Below are 17,188 nucleotides of genomic sequence, written 5' to 3'. Positions count from 1 at the left end.
AGCATGCGCTGGCTTTTGTGCTCACGCATAGCGAATTCATCAGCCCCACAGACATGCTTGAAGCGACAACTTATCTGTCGACGAACGCCACGCAGAAAGCAGAATCATGAATACACAACGCGCAAAGTACCCGTTCGCCATCCTCACCGGACTGACGCTCGTCGGAGCCCTGGCCGGTTGCAGCACCGCCGCCGACGGCGACACCACCTCCGATTCGGGCACCGACACCTCGACGACAGCGCCGGAGGCGAGCGACTCGACACCGACCACGGGCAGCTACACCGACGGCGAATACACCGAGAGCGCCGAGTACGAGTCGCCGAACGGCACCGAGGAGGTCACCGTAACGGTCACTCTCGCCGACGGCGTCATCACGGCCGTCGAAGCGGTGGGCGACGGCGACAACCCCAACTCGAAGCGCTACCAGACCGAGTTCGCCGACGGCATCGGCGACGTCGTGGTCGGCAAGAACATCGACGACATCTCGGTCGACAAGGTCGCCGGCTCGTCGCTGACGAGCGACGGTTTCAACGCCGCCATCGAAGAGATCAAGGCCGACGCTGCCAGCTAGCCACCGCTTCGACGCGATCGGCACGCGTTGGCAGGTCGACACCGTCGACCCGCTTCCCGCCGGTCTCGTCGAACAGATCGCCGCCCGCGTCGAGGCCTTCGACCGCACCTACTCGCGCTTCCGCGACGACTCGCTCGTGTCGGCTATCGCGAGAACGCCCGGCAGCTACCCGTTCCCCGACGACGCGGGCGAGCTGTTCGAGCTCTACCGCCGTCTGTACGAGGCGACGGACGCCGCCGTCAGCCCGCTCGTCGGCCGCACGCTGGAGACCATGGGCTACGACCGCGGCTACAGCCTGCGAGCGCTCGAGCAGCGCGCGCCGGTTCCCCGCTGGGAGGACTCGATCGCCTGGCACGACGGCGCGCTGACCACGCTTCGCCCCCTCGTGCTCGACGTCGGTGCCGCCGGCAAGGGCTACCTCGTCGACATCGTGGGGCGGCTGCTCGTGGCGGCGGGCCTCCACGAGTTCGTGGTCGACGCGAGCGGCGACATCGTGCACGCCGGCCCCGCGCCGATCCGGGTGGCGCTCGAGCACCCGCTCGACGGCACAAAGGCCGTCGGGGTGGTCGAGCTCGCCAACGGTTCGCTCTGCGCCTCGGCGTCGAACCGGCGGGCCTGGGGCGACGGCCTGCACCACATCATCGACGCGACCACCGGGCTCCCCGCCGACCGCGTCATCGCGACCTGGGCCATGGCGAAGACCGGCCTCGAGGCCGACGGCCTCGCCACGGCTCTCTTCCTCGCCGAGCCGGCGCGGCTCGCGCACACCTTCGACTTCGACTTCGTGCGTATGTTCGCCACGGGTCGCGTCGAGCGTTCCCCCCACCTGAATGGAGAACTTTTCGTATGAGACGCTGGCTGGATAGGGTCACGGGCCGCGTGACCATGTACCGACTCGTGCTGATCGCCCTGATGGTCATCGGCGCTGCCGCGGTGCTGCTCTCGCTCGTCGGCCAGCTCGCGTTCCCGGTCACCGACCTGCTCGCGACCGGCGCCGTAGCGGTGGGCGCCAGCTTCGCGTCGAGTTGGATCTTCGCCCTGCTCTTCCGCACGAAAGCGCATCCGGAATCGTCGCTCATCACCGGCTTCCTGCTGTTCTTCCTGTTCTACCCGAGCACGGCACTCGCCGATCTGTCGAGCGTCGCCCTGGCGGCCGTCATCGCGAGCGCCTCGAAATACCTGCTCGCCATTCGCGCCAGGCACATCTTCAACCCGGCCGCTATCGGCGCGTTCGTGGTCTCGCTGCTGGGGCTGAACTTCGCCGTGTGGTGGGTGGCCACGGGGCTCCTGCTCCCGCTCACGGCGGTCGGCGCGTTCCTCGTGCTCTACCGTTCGCGGCGGCTGCCGGTCGGTCTGACGTTCGTCGCCATCGCGGCCCTGCTGGTGACCGTGCGACTCGTCTCGTCCGGTCAGGACGTGGGCGAGGCTCTCGTGTCGGCGTTCACCCAGTTCCCCATCGTGTTCCTCGCCGGCTTTATGCTCAGCGAGCCCTTGACCCTCCCGCCGCGCCGCTGGCAGCAGCTCACCGTGGCCGCGATCGCCGCCGTCGTGTTCTCGACGGTCTTCGGCTTCGGGCCGATCACCAACACCCCGGAGCTGGCACTGCTGGTGGGCAACCTCGTCGCCTTCGCCTTCGGCCAGCGCCGCGGCATCCGTCTCACCTATCTCGGCAAGCGCAGGCTCACCCCGAGTTCGTGGGAACTCTCGTTCCAGCCCGCCGGTTCCGTGCGCTTCCGGCCCGGTCAGTATCTGGAACTGTCCGTTCCGCACCGCGCCGACTTCCGCGGCAGCCGCCGGATCTTCAGCATCTCCTCCGCCCCGACGACGGATGGCCCGCTGACGGTCGCGCTGAGCGTTCCCGAGAGGCCGTCGAGTTTCAAGCGGGCGTTCCTCGCGCTCGAACCGGGGGCGAAGGTCATGGCGACCGGTATCGGCGGCGACTTCATGCTGCCGAGGGACACCGCGACGCCCGTGGTGCTGCTCGCCGGCGGAATCGGCATCACCCCGTTCGCCAGTCAGCTCGCGCACGACCACGAGCTCGGCCACGATCGCGACGTCGTGGTCGTCTACGCCGTGCGAGACAACGCCGAACTCGGCTACGCCGACCTGCTCGAGAAATCGCGGGTGCCCGTGGTGCTGGTGAGCCCGGCCCGGCCCGACGAGCTGCCGCCGAACTGGGTGTGGGCGGGTGCCGGGCGCATCACACCCGACCTGCTGCGATCGGCCGTTCCCGACCTGACCGACCGGCGGGCCTTCGTTTCAGGCCCTCCGGGAATGGTGGCCGACCTTCGCGCGGCGCTCAAGGGAATCGGCGTCAAGCGGGTCTCGGCCGACTACTTCAGCGGGTACTGATCCCGCATGCCGGATCCGGGCTGCCGAATCCGGGAATGAGCCTTTTCCGGCTGAATGAGGTGTCCGCGGCTGGCTCATTCGGCCGCAAACGCCTCATCGACAGCACGCACTGACGGCCCGAGCTTTTTTGTGACCCGTTTGGGGGAGCCGCGCCCGGACGATAGGTTGGTCGGACAACCAATCAGGGGAGAATCTTGCGCACTTCACGCCGCACCATCGCCAGCACGCTCACCGGTCTCGCGTTCGCGGGACTGCTTCTCACCGGATGCGCCGCGGGTGGATCCGACGCGGGCGGCTCCGGCTCGGGCTCCGGCATTTCCGAGGGCGGCAACTCCGGCTCGGCCGGGTCCAGCCAGACGACCGAAGAGGCCTGCACCGTGCTCAAGGCCGGCGTCGAAGACACCCTCACCGACCTGCAGGCCGGATTGAGCGAACTCTCGACCGACCCCGGCAAGGCCGCCGAGGCCGTCGAGACGCTCGCCGCCGCGTTCGAGGACACCGCCAGCGACGTCACGAACGAAGACGTGCGCACCGTCACCGACGATGCGACCACGGCGCTGAACAACTTCAGCGAGCAGATCACCGCCTACGCGGCGAACCCCGAAGCGGCCGATCAGACCGCGGTCACCGACTCCGCGGGAGCCGTGCAGACGGCGATGACGAAGCTCGGCACCACCTGCCCGTAGGCCCTAGCCGACGAGATCTGCGAGCGCCTGTTCGACGCTGACTCCCCTGCGGGAAGCGGCGGCGAGCAGGCGTTCGTGCTGTGCGGGGGTGAGCCGCGCGGTCACCTCGACGACCGCCGTCGCCGGCTCTTCGGCGGTGTCGTCGAAATCGAACAGCGACGGGGCGGGGGCGGGCGCCGCATCGGCGTCGGGGGTCCAGGAGATGACGGGAGCCGCGGCATCCGCATCGCCTTCGCGCGTGAAGCCGGGGCCCGAGGGAACGGGACGTCCGCGCATAAATGCCTCGGATGCGGCCCTCGCGCGGGCGTCGGCCGCCTCGTTGAGCGGGTGGTTGGCGTGCCCCTTCACCCATTCGAAGCGGTAGGTGCGGCCCACGAGGGCCTCGTCGATCTCCTTGAGCAGTTCTACGTTCATGACCGGCTTGCCGTCGGCCTTGCGCCAGCCCTTCTTCTTCCAACCCGGCATCCACTTGGTGACGCAGTTGATCACGTACTGGCTGTCGCAGAGGATGAGCAGATCGTCGTCCAGGTGCGCCGTCGCGCGGAAGAACTGCAGCACGGCCATGAGCTCGCCCTGGTTGTTGGTGGCGTGCTTCCAGCCCCCGGCGGCCCAGCTCGAGTCGTCGACGTACCAGGCCCAGCCGGCCGGGCCGGGGTTGCCGAGCGCGGAACCGTCTGCAGCGGCGCGGATAGTCATGGTGGTGCCTCTCGAAGAGCGGTGGGGCAAGCTTTCGACCTTCGGCCGTGCCGGGAATGTCGGATCTTTGCCCCTCAACACTAGGCGGGCCGCAGCCAGTGGTGTAATCAGAGCATGATCCGTCGTCACGTGACCGCCGCCCGCTTCGTCGAGATGCTCGCCGTCGGTACGGTCGCTGCTCTGGCCACCGGCGCGGCGGGCTGGTGGGAGTACGCGCCGACAGTCGGTTGGGCGGTCGCAGCCCTCGCCTACTCGCTGCGCGTGTGGCTGCACATCGGGCGATTCGATGCCACGGCCACCCGCGAGCATGCCAGTCGCGAGGACCCGGAGCGTGCCGTCACCGACGTGCTCATCCTGATGATCAGCGTGGCGAGCCTGTTCGCGGTCGGCTTCGTGCTCGTCCAGGCGTCGATGGCCCACGGCGGCGAGCAGGTCGCGCTCGCCGGCCTCGCGGTGGCGAGCGTCGCGCTGTCGTGGATCCTGCTGCACACCCTGTACTCGCTGCGGTATGCGCGGCTGTACTACGCGCATTCGGGCGGCATCTCGTTCAACCAGGACGAGCCGCCGCGGTACACCGACTTCGCCTATCTCGCCTTCACCCTCGGCATGACCTACCAGGTGTCGGACACGAACATCGGCCGGTCCGACATCCGTCGCGCGGCGCTGGGGCACGCGCTGCTGTCGTTCCTGTTCGGATCGTTCGTGCTGGCCACCACGATCAACCTGATCGCCGGGCTGTCGGGCTAGGCGCGGATCGTCGCGATCGCCTCGTCGAACAGCCGCACGGGGTCGAGGGTGCCGCCGGACTCATACCAGGCGTCGACGGCGGCGTCGAGGCAGGCGAGAGCCGCGGCAACGACGGCCCGCGCGCGCGGGTCGGGGTGCGGGGTGTCGGGCAGGCCGAGCCGGCGCTGCACGTCGGGCGCCAGCAGCTCCTGCCAGCGGAGGTGCTTCTCGAGGTGCCGCGCCCGCAGTGACGGAGCGTCGTGATAGAGCCGGGCGAGCGCGAGCTCGTCGGCGTTCGGCAGCCCGTCGGTCTGCAGTACCAGGAACGCCTCACGCAGGGCCGTCCACGCGGACTCCCCCGCGGGACGCGCCTCGAGGGCGACGCGCACGCGTTCGCCGAGCGCGACGGTATCGCCGAGAACCAGGTCTTCCTTGCTGCCGAAGTAGTGGAAGAACGAGCGCCGCGAGATTCCCGCCTCGCGCGCGATCTGGTCGACGGTCGTCGCGTCGAACCCGTTCTCCGCGAAGAGCCGCATGGCGGTCGCCGTGATCTCCGCGTGCACGGCTCGCCGCGTGCGCTCGCGCAGGGTGGGGGGAACGGTCATCGTCACAGCGTACCGTTTCTGCCCATTACGCAGCATCTTGCACCGTGTGCAAGCAATTGCGTATAGTGCAGGCATGACTCCCATCGACTTCTCCCACCAGACCACCATCGTCACTGGCGCCAGCTCCGGCATCGGCGCCGCCTTCGCCCGCGAGCTCGCGGGCCGCGGCTCCGACCTCGTGCTCGTCGCCCGGCGGCTCGACCGCCTGCAGGCTCTCGCGTCCGAACTCGAATCGGCCCATGGCATCCGGGTCACCGCCATCGCGCTCGACCTCAGCGCTCCCCGGGCCGGCCGAGCGCTTGCCGCCCAGATCGCGGACCGCGGCCTCTCGATCACGGGTCTCGTGAACAACGCGGGCTTCGGAACCGACGGCCCGTTCCACGACGAAGATCCCGAGCGCCTGACCGAGGAGATCAATGTGGATGTCGCGAACCTCGTCGACATCACGCGGGCGTTCATCGAGCCGCTGCGCGCGGCGGGGACGGGCATCCTCGTCAACGTCGCGAGCCTCGCCGCCTACGCGCCGAGCCCCGGCATGGCGGTCTACGCGGCCTGCAAGGCGTTCGTGCTCAGCTTCACCGAGGCGCTCTGGTTCGAGGCCAGGGGCACGGGCCTGCGCGTGCTCAGCCTCGCGCCGGGACTCACGCGGACCGAGTTCTTCGACGAACTGGCGGGCGGCAGCTACAACGGCAGCTACCAGACTCCCGAGCAGGTCGTGCAGACCGCGATGCGCGTGCTCGACCGCGGCGGGCGTCGACCAAGCGTGCTGTCGGGTCGGCTGAACTCGCTCACCGCCGGGGTCACCAGGTTCACCACCCGCAGACGGGCCGTGCTGCTCAGCGGAGTGATCAGCGCCCGCGCCGCCGGCCGCGAGTCGGCGAAGGTGGGCTAGAGCAGCCCGAGCGCCTCGACGGCGGCGCGCTCCTCGGCGAGTTCGGCGACCGACGCGTCGATGCGGCCGCGCGAGAACTCGTCGATCTCGAGCCCCTCGACGATCTGCCAGTCGCCCCCGTCGCTCGTAACGGGGAACGAGCTCACCAGCCCGGCCGCGACACCGTACGATCCGTCGGACACGATCGCGGCCGAGGTCCAGTCGCCGACCGGGGTGCCGAGCACCCAGTCGCGCAGGTGGTCGACGGCGGCGCTGGCCGCGGATGCCGCGGACGACACCCCGCGGGCGGCGATGATCGCGGCGCCGCGGCCCGCGACCGTGGGGATGAAGTCCTGCTCGACCCACGTGCGGTCGATCTCGAAGCGTTCGCCCTCGATGCGCGCGTTCGACAGGTCGGGGTACTGGGTCGCCGAGTGGTTGCCCCAGATCGTCACGCGGGAGATCGCCGAGACGGGGGCTCCCGTCGCACCCGAGAGCTGGGCGAGCGCGCGGTTGTGGTCGAGGCGGGTCATGGCGGAGAAACGCGCGGACGGGACATCCGGGGCATTCGCGCTCGCGATGAGGGCGTTGGTGTTCGCGGGGTTGCCGACCACGAGCACGCGCACGTCGTCGGCCGCGTTGTCGTTGATGGCCCGGCCCTGCGGCGCGAAGATCGCGCCGTTCGCCGCCAGCAGGTCGCCGCGTTCCATGCCGGCCGTGCGCGGACGCGAGCCGACCAGGAGGGCGACGTTGGCGCCCTCGAAGGCCACGTCGGCGTCGTCGGTGATCTCGATGTCGCCGAGCAGCGGGAAGGCGCAGTCGTCGAGCTCCATGGCGACACCCTCGGCCGCGTCGAGAGCCTGCGGCAGTTCGAGCAGGCGCAGGCTCACCGGGATGTCGGGGCCGAACATGGCGCCGGACGCGATGCGGAAAAGCAGGGCGTACCCGATCTGGCCGGCGGCGCCCGTGACGGTGATGATCATGGTTCGAGCGTACGCCGCGTTAAACGGAAAGAGCCTGTCGGAACCACAAAGGGATTTCGACAGGCTCAATCCGCGTGGGCGACTACGCCAGGCGTGCCGCGAGGTTCTTGTCGAGCGTCGCCAGGAACTCCTCGGTGGTCTCCCACTTCTGGTCGGGTCCGACGAGCAACGCGAGGTCCTTCGTCATGTGTCCGGCCTCGACGCTCTTGATCACGACGTCTTCGAGGGTGGCGGCGAACTCGGCGAGCGCCGGGTTGTCGTCGAGCTTGGCGCGGTGCGAGAGTCCGCGGGTCCACGCGTAGATCGAGGCGATCGGGTTGGTCGACGTGGGCTTGCCGGCCTGGTGCTGGCGGTAGTGGCGGGTCACGGTGCCGTGGGCGGCCTCCGCCTCGACGACCGAGCCGTCGGGCACGGACAGCACGGAGGTCATCAGGCCGAGCGAGCCGAAGCCCTGCGCCACGGTGTCCGACTGCACGTCGCCGTCGTAGTTCTTGCAGGCCCAGACGTAGCCGCCCTCCCACTTCATGGCCGACGCGACCATGTCGTCGATGAGACGGTGCTCGTAGGTGAGTCCCGCCGCCTCGAACTTCTCCTTGAACTCGCTCTCGAAGATCTCCTCGAAGATGTCCTTGAACCGGCCGTCGTAGGCCTTGAGGATCGTGTTCTTGGTCGACAGGTACACGGGGTAGTTGCGGGTCAGGCCGTAGTTGAGCGAGCTGCGCGCGAAGTCGCGGATCGAGGCGTCCTGGTTGTACTGCACCTGCGCGATGCCGTCGTCGGGAGCGTCGTAGACCTCGAACTTCATCGGCTCCGAGCCGTCTTCCGGCGTGAACTCTACGGTGAGCTTGCCCTTGCCCTTGAAGACGAAGTCGGTGGCGCGGTACTGGTCGCCGAACGCGTGGCGGCCGATGATGATCGGCTTGTTCCAGCCGGGCACGAGACGCGGGATGTTCGAGATGATGATCGGCTCGCGGAAGATGACGCCGCCGAGGATGTTGCGGATGGTGCCGTTCGGGCTCTTCCACATCTTCTTGAGGCCGAACTCTTCGACGCGGGCCTCGTCGGGGGTGATCGTCGCGCACTTGACGCCGACGCCGTGCTTCTGGATGGCGTGCGCCGCGTCGATGGTGACCTGGTCGTCGGTCGCGTCGCGGTGCTCGATGCCGAGGTCGTAGTACTCGAGGTTGATGTCGAGGTAGGGGTGGATCAATGTGTCCTTGATCGCCTGCCAGATGATGCGAGTCATTTCGTCACCGTCGAGTTCTACGACGGTGCCTTCTACCTTGATCTTGGACAAACGATTCTCCTCATTGATGAGCCGAGCTGGAAACGTGGACAAGCCTACTCGCTCGGTAAAGTATCTCGACATCGAGATAGATACCGACGAGCGGGCGCCGGATGTCGCGGCTCACGCCTTGGGACCGCCCGCGACGTACAACACCTGCCCCGACACGAACGACGCCTCCTCACTCACGAAGAACGCGGCGGCCGCGGCGATGTCGGCCGGGAGGCCGGTGCGCCCGACGGGGATGTCTTTGGCGGCGCCCGCGAGGAAGTCCTCGAAGGTAACCCCGATGCGCTCCGCCGTCTCGCGCAGCATGTCGGTCGCGATGAACCCGGGGGCGATCGCGTTCACCGTCACGCCGAACGGGCCGAGCTCGATCGCGAGCGTCTTGGTGAAGCCCTGCACTCCGGCCTTGGCCGCGGCGTAGTTGGCCTGGCCGCGGTTGCCGAGCGCCGAGGTGCTCGACAGGTTGACGGTGCGACCCCAGCCGGCCGACACCTGGTGCGACTGGACCGCCCGGCTCATCACGAACGCTCCGCGCAGGTGCACCCCGATGACCGCGTCCCAGTCGGCGTCGCTCATCCTGAACAGCAGGTTGTCGCGCAGGATGCCGGCATTGTTGATCAGGATGGTGGGGGCGCCGAGCTCCTCCACGACACGGGATACGGCGTTCTCCGCGTCATCCGTACTCGCGACATCCGCCCCGATGCCGATCGCCTGCCCGCCCGCGGCGACGATCTCGTCGACCGTGCCGACGGTCTCGTGCGCGTGCAGATCGACCACGGCGACGCGGTGTCCGGATCGCGCGAGCCGCAGGGCGATCGCGGCCCCGATGCCCCTCGCGGCCCCGGTCACTATGGCGGTTCTGGTCTCGGCGTCGTCGCTCACGCGATCAGGGTAACAAAGTGGTGCGCACTTGAGGGCGGGCGGGTTAGCCTGTTCGCATGCCTGAGTTGAGACTTGAAGAGTTGTCGGCCAAGACGATCGTGGCCGCTAACGGGCTCACTCTGCGTCCCGGGCAGGAGCAGTTCGTCACCCCCACGTCGTACGCGATCGCCGACGCCTACATCGATCCGCTGACCTCGTGGCCGCGCGTCGTGCTCGACGGCGACACGGTGGTCGGGTTCATCCGGGGCAATTTCGACCCCGACAACCCTCAGGAGGAGTTCCGCAGCTGCCTCTGGCGCATCAACGTCGCGGCCGACGCCCAGGGCCTCGGTGTGGGCAAGTTCGCCGTCGAGGGACTCGCCGACGAGGCCCGCAACCGCGGTTTCCCCCAGCTCACCGTGATCTGGGAACCCGGCGAAGAGGGCCCCGAAGAGTTCTTCAAGGCCGTGGGCTTCCGCATCATCGGCGAGACCCAGTACGGCGAACACATCGGCGCGCTCGACCTCTGAGCCGCCGAGAACCCGGGTGGCCCAGACTCTCGGCGACGACTTCGTGTCGCGCGTGCTCGAGGTGGTCGAGTCGATCCCCGAGGGTCGCGTGATGACCTACGGCGACGTCGCCGCCGCGATCGGTTCGCGCGCGGCCCGCGCCGTCGGAACGGTCATGTCGCATTACGGTTCGGATGTCGCGTGGTGGCGGGTCATCCGCGCGAGCGGGCATCCCCCGGTCGACCACGAGTCGCGGGCGCTCGAGTACTACCGCGCCGAGAGCACCCCCGTTAAGTGGAGCAACGGGGTGTTCCGCGTCGACCTTGCGAAGGCCCGCCATCACGCCGGTTGAGTAGGGCCGTCTACGGCCTGTATCGAAACCCCCCGATGGTTTCGATACGGTCGCTGAGCGACCTACTCAACCAGCTAGCGCGTCACACCAGCGAATCCCGCCAGGCCGCGTGCAGCTGGGCGAAGCGGCCCGTGCCGGCGATGAGGTCGCGCGGCGTGCCGTCTTCGACGATGCGCCCGTGCTCCATCACCAGCACCCGGTCGGCGATGGCGACCGTCGACAGGCGGTGGGCGATGATGATGGCCGTGCGGTCGGCGAGCAGGGTGGTGAGACCCTCCTGCACGAGCCGCTCGCTCGGGATGTCGAGGCTCGCGGTCGCCTCGTCGAGGATGAGCACGACGGGGTCGGCGAGGAACGCGCGGGCGAACGACAGCAGCTGCCGCTGGCCGGCCGAGACGCGGCCGCCGCGCTTGTTCACGTCGGTGTCGTAGCCGCCGGGCAGCGACTCGATGAACTCGTGCGCCCCGACCGCCTTGGCCGCGTGCACGATCTCGTCGCGGGTCGCGTCCGGCTTGCCCAGCGCGATGTTCTCGGCCACAGAACCGGAGAACAGGTACGCCTCCTGCGTCACCATCACGATGGCGCGGCGCAGGTCTTTCGGGTGCAGGTCGCGCAGATCGATGCCGTCGAGCGTCACGACGCCCTTCGTCGGGTCGTAGAACCGCGCCATGAGTTTGGCGAGCGTCGACTTTCCGGCGCCGGTCGACCCCACGAGGGCGATGGTCTGCCCCGCGGGGATCTGCAGGTCGAAGTCGGGCAGGATCACCCGGTCCTTCTTGTAGGCGAACTCGACACCCTCGAAGTTCACGGCACCGTCGGCGCTCCAGAGGTCGATGGGGGTGGTCGGGTCGGCGACGCCTGGCTTCTCCTCGAGCACGCCCGAAATCTTCTCCAGGGCGGCGGCGGCCGACTGGTAGGAGTTGTAGAACATCGCCATTTCCTGCGCCGGCCCGAAGAACTGCCGGGTGTAGAGCAGCGCCGCGAGCAGCGCGCCGATCGCCAGGCTGCCGCCCGCGACACGCAGTCCGCCGGCGACCAGCACGACGGCCAGGGCCACGTTTCCGATCAGCACGAGGCCGGGGTCGAAGATGCCGAACAGCTGAATGACCTTCGAGTTGACGTCGCGGTAGTCCTCGACGAGCTCGCCGAACTCGGCCTCGTTGCGCTTCTCCTTGCGGAACGCCTTGACCGCGCGGATGCCGGTCATCGTCTCGACGAACTGCACGATGAGCCGCGCGGATGCCACGCGGGTGCGCCGGAACAGCTGTTGCGACCGCTTCTGGAACCAGCGCGTGAGGAAGGCGAGCGGCACGAGGGCGCCGAGCAGGATGAGTCCGCTCACACCGTCGACGAAAAACATCGCCCCGGCGATGAACACCATGTACAGCGCGCCCTGGATCAGCTGGTTGATGCCCGAGTCGAGCAGCTCCTTGATCGAGTCGAGGTCGCTCGTCTGGCGCGCGATGATGCGGCCCGACGTGTAGCTCTCGTGGAACTCGAGGCTGAGCTGCTGGGTGTGCAGGAACACCCGCGTGCGCAGGTCGAACAGGATCGCCTGGCTGATCTTCGCGGTGAGCACCGTGTACCAGGCGATCAACACCGCCCCGACGACACCCGCCACGAGGTAGGCGCCCACGATGAACCCGATCGGCATCCAGTCGCGGTCGTTCAGCAGGGCGGGCAGTCCCGTGTCGATCCCGTAGGCGACGAGCGCGGGGCCGGCCACCTGGGCGGCAGTCGAGATGATCACGACGATCATGGTCAGGATGACGCGGGCGCGCTCGGGTCGCAGCAGCGAACCGAGCAGCCGCAGCGAACGCTCCCTGATCTGCTTGCTCTCCGCCTTGGTGAAGTCGTTGCGCTCTTCGCCCTCGACACCCTCTACGCCGACGATGCTCATGCGCCCACCTCCTCGTCCTGCTGGTCCTTGTCGAACTGTTCTTCGGCCCGTTCTCGCCGCTCTTCGTCTTCGAGGCTCGAGATCACGAACCGGTAGTGGTCGTTCGTCGCGAGCAGGTGCGAGTGCGTGCCGACGGCCGTCACCCGCCCGTTCTCGAGCAGCGCCACCCGGTCGGCGAGCGTCACGGTCGACGGCCGGTGCGCCACGATGAGCGCTGTCGTGCTCACCAGCACCTTGCGCAGCGCCTGCTCCACGAGGGCCTCGGTGTCGACGTCGAGGGCCGACAGCGGATCATCCAGAACCAACACCGCGGGCTTCGCGGCCACCGCACGGGCGAGCGCGAGCCGTTGCCGCTGGCCGCCGGACAGGCTGAGACCCTCCTCGCCGACCATCGTGTCGAGGCCGAGCGGAAGGTCGTAGACGAAACCGGCCTGCGCGATCTGCAGCGCCTCGGCGAGCTCCTGCTCGGTCGACTCGGGCCGGCCGAGCAGCACGTTGTCGCGCACCGACGCCGAGAACAGGGTGGCGTCTTCGAACGCCATGGCGATGTGGGTGCGCAGCTCGGTGCGGGTGAGGTCGCGCACGTCGACGCCGTCGATCGTGATCGCCCCGCCCGTCACGTCGTACAGCCGGGTGGTGAGCGCGGTCAGCGTCGACTTGCCGCTGCCCGTGATGCCGACGACGGCCATCGTCTCGCCGGGCTCGAGCTCGAGCCGGATGCCGTCGAGGATGTCGGCGCGGTCGAGCGGTGCATCCTGATATCTGAAGTGGACGTCGTCGAAGACGAGTCGCCCCTTGGGGTCGGTGACCGTCTTCGGGTTCTCCGGGTCGGTGATGCTGTTCTCGCTGTCGAGCACCTCGAAGAAGCGGTCGGTGGCCGTGCGCGTGTCGAAAGTCATCGAGAGCAGGAAGCCGATCGACTCGACCGGGAAGCGCAGCACGGTCGCCGTGGCGAAGAACGCCACCAGCTCGCCGACGCTGATCTGGCCGTCGGCCGCGAGCCAGACGCCGCCGAGCAGGCAGAGCGCGAAGGTCACGTCGGGAACCAGCAGCAGCCAGAGCCAGATGCCGGCGATCGCGCGGGCCTTCTCGATCTCGGTGCCGCGCAGGTCTTCGGCCTGGGCGGCGAAGTTCTTCAGCGCGTACTTGCCGCGGCCGAACGCCTTGAGCACGCGGATGCCGTGCACCGACTCCTCGACCGTCGTGGCGAGGTCGCCCGACTGGTCCTGGCTGCGGCGGGTGACCCGCGAGTACTTGTTCTCGAACAGGTAGCCGTAGATCCACATCGGGATCGAGCAGACCATGAAGGTCACGCCGAGCACCCAGGAGATGTTCACGAGGAAGACGAAGCCGATGAGGATCGTGACGATGTTGACGACGAGCAGCACCAGGCCGAACGAGATCCAGCGACGGATGAGTCCGAGGTCGCTCACGGCGCGCGACAGCAGCTGCCCGCTCGGCCAGCGGTCGTGGAAGCTCACCGGCAGATCCTGCAGCTTCGCGTAGAGGGCGTTGCGCATGCGCGCCTCGATGTGCGTTCCGGGGGTGAGCACGAACCAGCGGCGCAGCGCGATGAGCACCGCCTCGAGCACGCCGAGCGCGAGCACGACGGCGAAGGCGGGCCAGATCTGCTCGGAGTCGCCGGTCGAGAGCGGGCCGTCGACGAGCTGGCGCAGCACCTGCGGGATCAGCAGGGCGACGATGCCGGCGACGAGCGCCGACGCCATGCCCAGGTAGATGCGCGGCAGCGCGGGCTTCGCGTAGGGGTAGAGCCGCCTGATCGAGGCGAAGGTACCCCCGCGCGTGGTGGTGTGACCAGTTCCGGTCGGTGTTGCGGGCATTGGTGTGGTCCCCGGGTTAGAGCGCGACCGTGCAAAGACGGTCGAAGAATGTGCGGTGTGGATGGCGGGGAGAAGCAGCCCGCCCTGGGTGGAACGCTAAGCGGTCGCGGCGGATTCCGGCGCGACGAGCCACGGTGTCGGGATGGGTGTCTCTAGCATGTCGTCCTCCCGGATCTCAGCGGCCGCGCTACCTGCACAGCCCTCCAGAATAGACAGTGAACTCGCTGGGAGGCAAGGTTTTTCTCGCCGCGCGCCCCTACTGTTCGCGCAACTCAGGCAGAACCGCGGATGCCACGGCTGCAGCCGCGCGATGGCGGGGCGACCACGGCTCCCGCCGCGCAACTGCCTGAGTTGCGCGACGAGGTCGGGCCGCGTTCGTCATTCAGGACCGACGCGGCCGCCGCCGCACCGGGGCCCGCCAACACGCGGCCGGGCGGAGTGCCGGCGTCGAATCATCCTGAATCACGAATACGGCACCCTCTCGCAACTCAGGCAGAACCGCGGATGCCACGGCTGCAGCCGCCCGACGGCGGGGCGACCACGGCTCACGTCGCGCAACTGCCTGAGTTGCGCGACGAGGTCGGGGGGCGTTCGTCATTCAGGACCGACGCGGCCGCCGCCGTACCGCGGCCCGCCAACACTCGGCCGGGCGGAGTGCCGGCGTCGAATCATCCTGAATCACGAACACGGCGTCCGGACTTGCGCCAACCCGGCGACGGGTCAGTGGAAGAAGTGGCGCTCTCCGGTGAAGTACATGGTGACGCCGGCCTTCTTCGCGGCGGCGATCACGTCTTCGTCGCGGATCGATCCGCCGGGCTGCACGACCGCGCGCACTCCGGCGCTGAGCAGCACCTCGAGACCGTCGGCGAACGGGAAGAACGCGTCGCTCGCGGCGACCGACCCGACGGCGCGGTCGCCCGCGCGGCTGACGGCGAGCTCGCAGGAGTCGACCCGGTTTACCTGGCCCATGCCGACGCCGACCGAGGCCCCGTCGTCGGCGAGCAGGATGGCGTTCGACTTGACCGAGCGCACCGAGCGCCACGCGAACTCGAGGTCGGAGCGGGTGGCGTCGTCGGCCTCGTCGCCCGCGACGAGCGTCCAGGTGCTCGAGTCGAAGTCGTCGTAGTTGTCGACGGACTGCACGAGCAGTCCGCCCGAGATCTGCTTGAACTCGGTCGTCGGCCGGGTGAAGTCGGCGGGCAGCTTGAGCAGGCGCAGGTTCTTCTTGGTCGACAGCAGCTCGAGGGCGGCCGGCTCGAAGTCGGGAGCGACGACGACCTCGGTGAAGATTCCGACGATCGACTCGGCCGCGGCGAGGGTGAGTGTGCGGTTGGCGGCGATGACGCCGCCGAAGGCCGAGAGCGGGTCGCACTCGTGGGCGCGCAGGTGGGCGGAGGCGATCGGGTCGCCCGATCCGCGCGCGACGGCGATGCCGCAAGGGTTCGCGTGCTTGATGATCGCGACGGCGGGCTCGTCGAAGTCCCACGCCGCGCGGACGGCCGCATCCGCGTCGACGAAGTTGTTGTAGGACATCTCTTTTCCGTGCAGCTGCTCGGCCTGGGCGATGCCCGTGCCGTTCTCGCTCACGTAGAGGGCCGCGGTCTGGTGCGAGTTCTCGCCGTAGCGCAGCACGTTTTTGAGCGAGGCGCTGACCGTGAAGGTGTCGGCGACCTCCGACGCCTCCCCTCCCTCGGTCGCTGAGCCTGTCGAAGCGGTCGCGACGTTCGACGCGAACCACGTCGACACGGCCGCGTCGTACGCGGCGGTGTGCGCGAAGGCCTCGGCCGCGAGGTCGCGACGCTGCGCGAGAGTGGTGCCGCCCGCGGCGAGCGCGGCGACGATCGCCGGGTACGAGGCGGGCGAGGTGACGATGGCGACGTTGGCGTGGTTCTTCGCCGAGGCGCGCACCATGGCGGGGCCCCCGATGTCGATCTGCTCGATCGCGGCGTCGCCGGTGATGCCCGCGGCGATGGTCGCGACGAAGGGGTACAGGTTGGAGACGACGAGCTCGAACGGCGCGATGCCCTGGCTCGCCAGCTCGCGCTCGTGCGACTCGAGGCGCAGGTCGGCCAGCAGGCCGGAGTGGATGACGGGGTGCAGGGTGCGCACGCGGCCGTCGAGCGACTCGGGATAGCCGGTGACGTCGCCGACCTGGGTGACCCGGATGCCGGCAGCCGCGATGGCGGCGGCAGAACCTCCGGTCGACACGATCTCGACGCCGGCCGCGGCGAGCGCGGTCGCGAGCTCGACGAGACCGGTCTTGTCGCTCACCGAGACGAGGGCGCGCTTGATCGCGACGAGGTCGCGCTCACGGTACAGGGCTGGGTCGTGCGTGGGGCCGCTCATGCGAGTGACAGCTCCTTCAGGTCGATGTGTCCATTGGCGATGTCGAGAACGGCCTGCACGAGCAGTTGCCTCTCGACGATCTTGATCCGGTCGTGCAGCGTGTGCTCGGTGTCGCCGGGCAGCACGGGAACGCGCTCCTGCGCGATGATCGGCCCCGAATCGACGCCGGTGTCGACGACGATGACGGATGCACCCGACTGGTCGACGCCGGCCGCGATCGCGTCGCGCACGCCGTGCGCCCCGGGAAACTCGGGCAGGTACGCCGGGTGGGTGTTGATGATGTTGGGGCTGAGCGCGCTCACGACACTGGGCGGCAGCAGCTTCATAAAGCCGCTGAGTACCACGAGGTCGGGCTGCCAGACCTGGATCTGGTCGAGCAGCGACTTGCCCCACGCCTCGCGGCTGTCGAAGTTCGACAGGGCGACGGAGAAGGTAGGAATGCCGAACTCCTCGGCGTGCTCGAGCCCTTCAGCGTCGCGGTCGGCGCCGACCGCGACGACGCGGGCGGGAAACTCGGCGTCCTGGGCGGCTTCGAGCAACACGCGCAGGTTCGAGCCTCCGCCAGAGATGAGAACAACCAGCGAGAGCACGAGAGACA

General features: G+C 68.8%; 17 protein-coding genes. 8 read left to right on the top strand and 9 right to left on the bottom strand.

The annotated features are described in order from the left end of the window. The first annotated feature begins 106 nt into the window (after nt 1–106). The 4 genes from IEV96_RS14455 to IEV96_RS14440 all read left to right on the top strand — a co-directional run bounded on the left by IEV96_RS14455 (nt 107) and on the right by IEV96_RS14440 (nt 3,609). The gene (locus IEV96_RS14455) at nt 107–571 is read left to right on the top strand and encodes an FMN-binding protein (RefSeq protein WP_188511458.1); all 465 of its coding nucleotides are present in this window, start codon (nt 107–109) and stop codon (nt 569–571) included. After that, a complete protein-coding gene (locus IEV96_RS14450; RefSeq protein ID WP_188511830.1) occupies nt 561–1,421 on the top strand; it encodes an FAD:protein FMN transferase in 861 nt (286 codons plus the stop codon). The genes IEV96_RS14455 and IEV96_RS14450 overlap by 11 nt, the downstream gene beginning before the upstream one ends. A 35-nt stretch (nt 1,422–1,456) precedes the next feature. Next, nucleotides 1,457–2,923 (top strand): FAD-dependent oxidoreductase, encoded by a 1,467-nt coding sequence (locus tag IEV96_RS14445; RefSeq protein WP_229733486.1) that lies wholly within the window; start codon nt 1,457–1,459, stop codon nt 2,921–2,923. Nucleotides 2,924–3,117: 194 nt separating this feature from the next. After that, the gene (locus tag IEV96_RS14440; RefSeq protein ID WP_188511456.1) at nt 3,118–3,609 is read left to right on the top strand and encodes a hypothetical protein; all 492 of its coding nucleotides are present in this window, start codon (nt 3,118–3,120) and stop codon (nt 3,607–3,609) included. A 3-nt stretch (nt 3,610–3,612) separates the two neighbouring features. Here the strand turns inward: IEV96_RS14440 and IEV96_RS14435 are convergent, their stop codons facing one another. Then, entirely contained in the window at nt 3,613–4,305 is a 693-nt protein-coding gene (locus tag IEV96_RS14435) for a ribonuclease H family protein (RefSeq protein WP_188511455.1), read from the bottom strand. Nucleotides 4,306–4,419: 114 nt separating this feature from the next. Between IEV96_RS14435 and IEV96_RS14430 the strand changes: the two genes are divergently transcribed. Beyond that, nucleotides 4,420–5,052, top strand: coding sequence for a DUF1345 domain-containing protein (locus IEV96_RS14430; protein ID WP_188511454.1), 633 nt, complete (start codon nt 4,420–4,422; stop codon nt 5,050–5,052). Here IEV96_RS14430 and IEV96_RS14425 read toward each other — a convergent pair. After that, nucleotides 5,049–5,636 (bottom strand): TetR/AcrR family transcriptional regulator, encoded by a 588-nt coding sequence (locus IEV96_RS14425; RefSeq protein WP_188511453.1) that lies wholly within the window; start codon nt 5,634–5,636, stop codon nt 5,049–5,051. The genes IEV96_RS14430 and IEV96_RS14425 overlap by 4 nt on opposite strands. A gap of 73 nt (nt 5,637–5,709) precedes the next feature. On the opposite strand from IEV96_RS14425, the gene IEV96_RS14420 reads away from it, so the two are divergent. Continuing rightward, a complete protein-coding gene (locus tag IEV96_RS14420) occupies nt 5,710–6,528 on the top strand; it encodes an SDR family NAD(P)-dependent oxidoreductase (RefSeq protein WP_188511452.1) in 819 nt (272 codons plus the stop codon). Here IEV96_RS14420 and IEV96_RS14415 read toward each other — a convergent pair. The 3 genes from IEV96_RS14415 to IEV96_RS14405 form a co-directional block, all read right to left on the bottom strand. After that, nucleotides 6,525–7,490: a malate dehydrogenase gene (locus IEV96_RS14415; RefSeq protein WP_188511451.1), complete on the bottom strand. Its 966-nt coding sequence runs from the start codon at nt 7,488–7,490 to the stop codon at nt 6,525–6,527. The genes IEV96_RS14420 and IEV96_RS14415 overlap by 4 nt on opposite strands. A gap of 82 nt (nt 7,491–7,572) precedes the next feature. Then, complete coding sequence (locus tag IEV96_RS14410) at nt 7,573–8,787, bottom strand: NADP-dependent isocitrate dehydrogenase (RefSeq protein ID WP_188511450.1); 1,215 nt, start codon at nt 8,785–8,787, stop codon at nt 7,573–7,575. 111 nt (nt 8,788–8,898) lie between these two features. Then, nucleotides 8,899–9,663, bottom strand: a complete 765-nt coding sequence (locus IEV96_RS14405; protein WP_188511449.1) for an SDR family oxidoreductase — start codon at nt 9,661–9,663, stop codon at nt 8,899–8,901. Nucleotides 9,664–9,719: 56 nt separating this feature from the next. On the opposite strand from IEV96_RS14405, the gene IEV96_RS14400 reads away from it, so the two are divergent. Continuing rightward, a complete protein-coding gene (locus tag IEV96_RS14400) occupies nt 9,720–10,172 on the top strand; it encodes a GNAT family N-acetyltransferase (RefSeq protein ID WP_188511448.1) in 453 nt (150 codons plus the stop codon). A 16-nt stretch (nt 10,173–10,188) separates the two neighbouring features. After that, the gene (locus IEV96_RS14395) at nt 10,189–10,503 is read left to right on the top strand and encodes an MGMT family protein (RefSeq protein ID WP_188511447.1); all 315 of its coding nucleotides are present in this window, start codon (nt 10,189–10,191) and stop codon (nt 10,501–10,503) included. An 82-nt stretch (nt 10,504–10,585) separates the two neighbouring features. Here the strand turns inward: IEV96_RS14395 and IEV96_RS14390 are convergent, their stop codons facing one another. The 4 genes from IEV96_RS14390 to purN all read right to left on the bottom strand — a co-directional run bounded on the left by IEV96_RS14390 (nt 10,586) and on the right by purN (nt 17,180). After that, nucleotides 10,586–12,403: an ABC transporter ATP-binding protein gene (locus IEV96_RS14390; RefSeq protein WP_188511446.1), complete on the bottom strand. Its 1,818-nt coding sequence runs from the start codon at nt 12,401–12,403 to the stop codon at nt 10,586–10,588. Then, nucleotides 12,400–14,244 (bottom strand): ABC transporter ATP-binding protein, encoded by a 1,845-nt coding sequence (locus IEV96_RS14385; RefSeq protein ID WP_188511445.1) that lies wholly within the window; start codon nt 14,242–14,244, stop codon nt 12,400–12,402. The genes IEV96_RS14390 and IEV96_RS14385 overlap by 4 nt, the downstream gene beginning before the upstream one ends. 720 nt (nt 14,245–14,964) lie before the next feature. Beyond that, nucleotides 14,965–16,590: a bifunctional phosphoribosylaminoimidazolecarboxamide formyltransferase/IMP cyclohydrolase gene (gene purH, locus IEV96_RS14380; protein WP_188511444.1), complete on the bottom strand. Its 1,626-nt coding sequence runs from the start codon at nt 16,588–16,590 to the stop codon at nt 14,965–14,967. Further along, nucleotides 16,587–17,180: a phosphoribosylglycinamide formyltransferase gene (gene purN, locus IEV96_RS14375; RefSeq protein ID WP_188511443.1), complete on the bottom strand. Its 594-nt coding sequence runs from the start codon at nt 17,178–17,180 to the stop codon at nt 16,587–16,589. The genes purH and purN overlap by 4 nt, the downstream gene beginning before the upstream one ends. Between the last annotated feature and the right edge of the window lie 8 nt (nt 17,181–17,188).

The sequence above is a fragment of the Conyzicola nivalis genome (genome assembly GCF_014639655.1).
GTDB classification, from domain to species: domain Bacteria; phylum Actinomycetota; class Actinomycetes; order Actinomycetales; family Microbacteriaceae; genus Conyzicola; species Conyzicola nivalis.
This window is presented reverse-complemented; position numbering and strand designations above follow the sequence as displayed.

What these genes read in the sequence shown, in the direction of transcription:
- IEV96_RS14390 (WP_188511446.1), bottom strand. Translation starts at nt 12,403, where the DNA reads ATGAGCATCGTCGGCGTAGAGGGTGTCGAGGGCGAAGAGCGCAACGAC.
- IEV96_RS14430 (WP_188511454.1), top strand. Translation starts at nt 4,420, where the DNA reads ATGATCCGTCGTCACGTGACCGCCGCCCGCTTCGTCGAGATGCTCGCC.
- IEV96_RS14400 (WP_188511448.1), top strand. Translation starts at nt 9,720, where the DNA reads ATGCCTGAGTTGAGACTTGAAGAGTTGTCGGCCAAGACGATCGTGGCC.
- IEV96_RS14420 (WP_188511452.1), top strand. Translation starts at nt 5,710, where the DNA reads ATGACTCCCATCGACTTCTCCCACCAGACCACCATCGTCACTGGCGCC.
- IEV96_RS14445 (WP_229733486.1), top strand. Translation starts at nt 1,457, where the DNA reads ATGTACCGACTCGTGCTGATCGCCCTGATGGTCATCGGCGCTGCCGCG.
- IEV96_RS14435 (WP_188511455.1), bottom strand. Translation starts at nt 4,305, where the DNA reads ATGACTATCCGCGCCGCTGCAGACGGTTCCGCGCTCGGCAACCCCGGC.
- IEV96_RS14455 (WP_188511458.1), top strand. Translation starts at nt 107, where the DNA reads ATGAATACACAACGCGCAAAGTACCCGTTCGCCATCCTCACCGGACTG.
- IEV96_RS14385 (WP_188511445.1), bottom strand. Translation starts at nt 14,244, where the DNA reads ATGCCCGCAACACCGACCGGAACTGGTCACACCACCACGCGCGGGGGT.
- IEV96_RS14425 (WP_188511453.1), bottom strand. Translation starts at nt 5,636, where the DNA reads ATGACCGTTCCCCCCACCCTGCGCGAGCGCACGCGGCGAGCCGTGCAC.
- IEV96_RS14415 (WP_188511451.1), bottom strand. Translation starts at nt 7,490, where the DNA reads ATGATCATCACCGTCACGGGCGCCGCCGGCCAGATCGGGTACGCCCTG.
- purH (WP_188511444.1), bottom strand. Translation starts at nt 16,590, where the DNA reads ATGAGCGGCCCCACGCACGACCCAGCCCTGTACCGTGAGCGCGACCTC.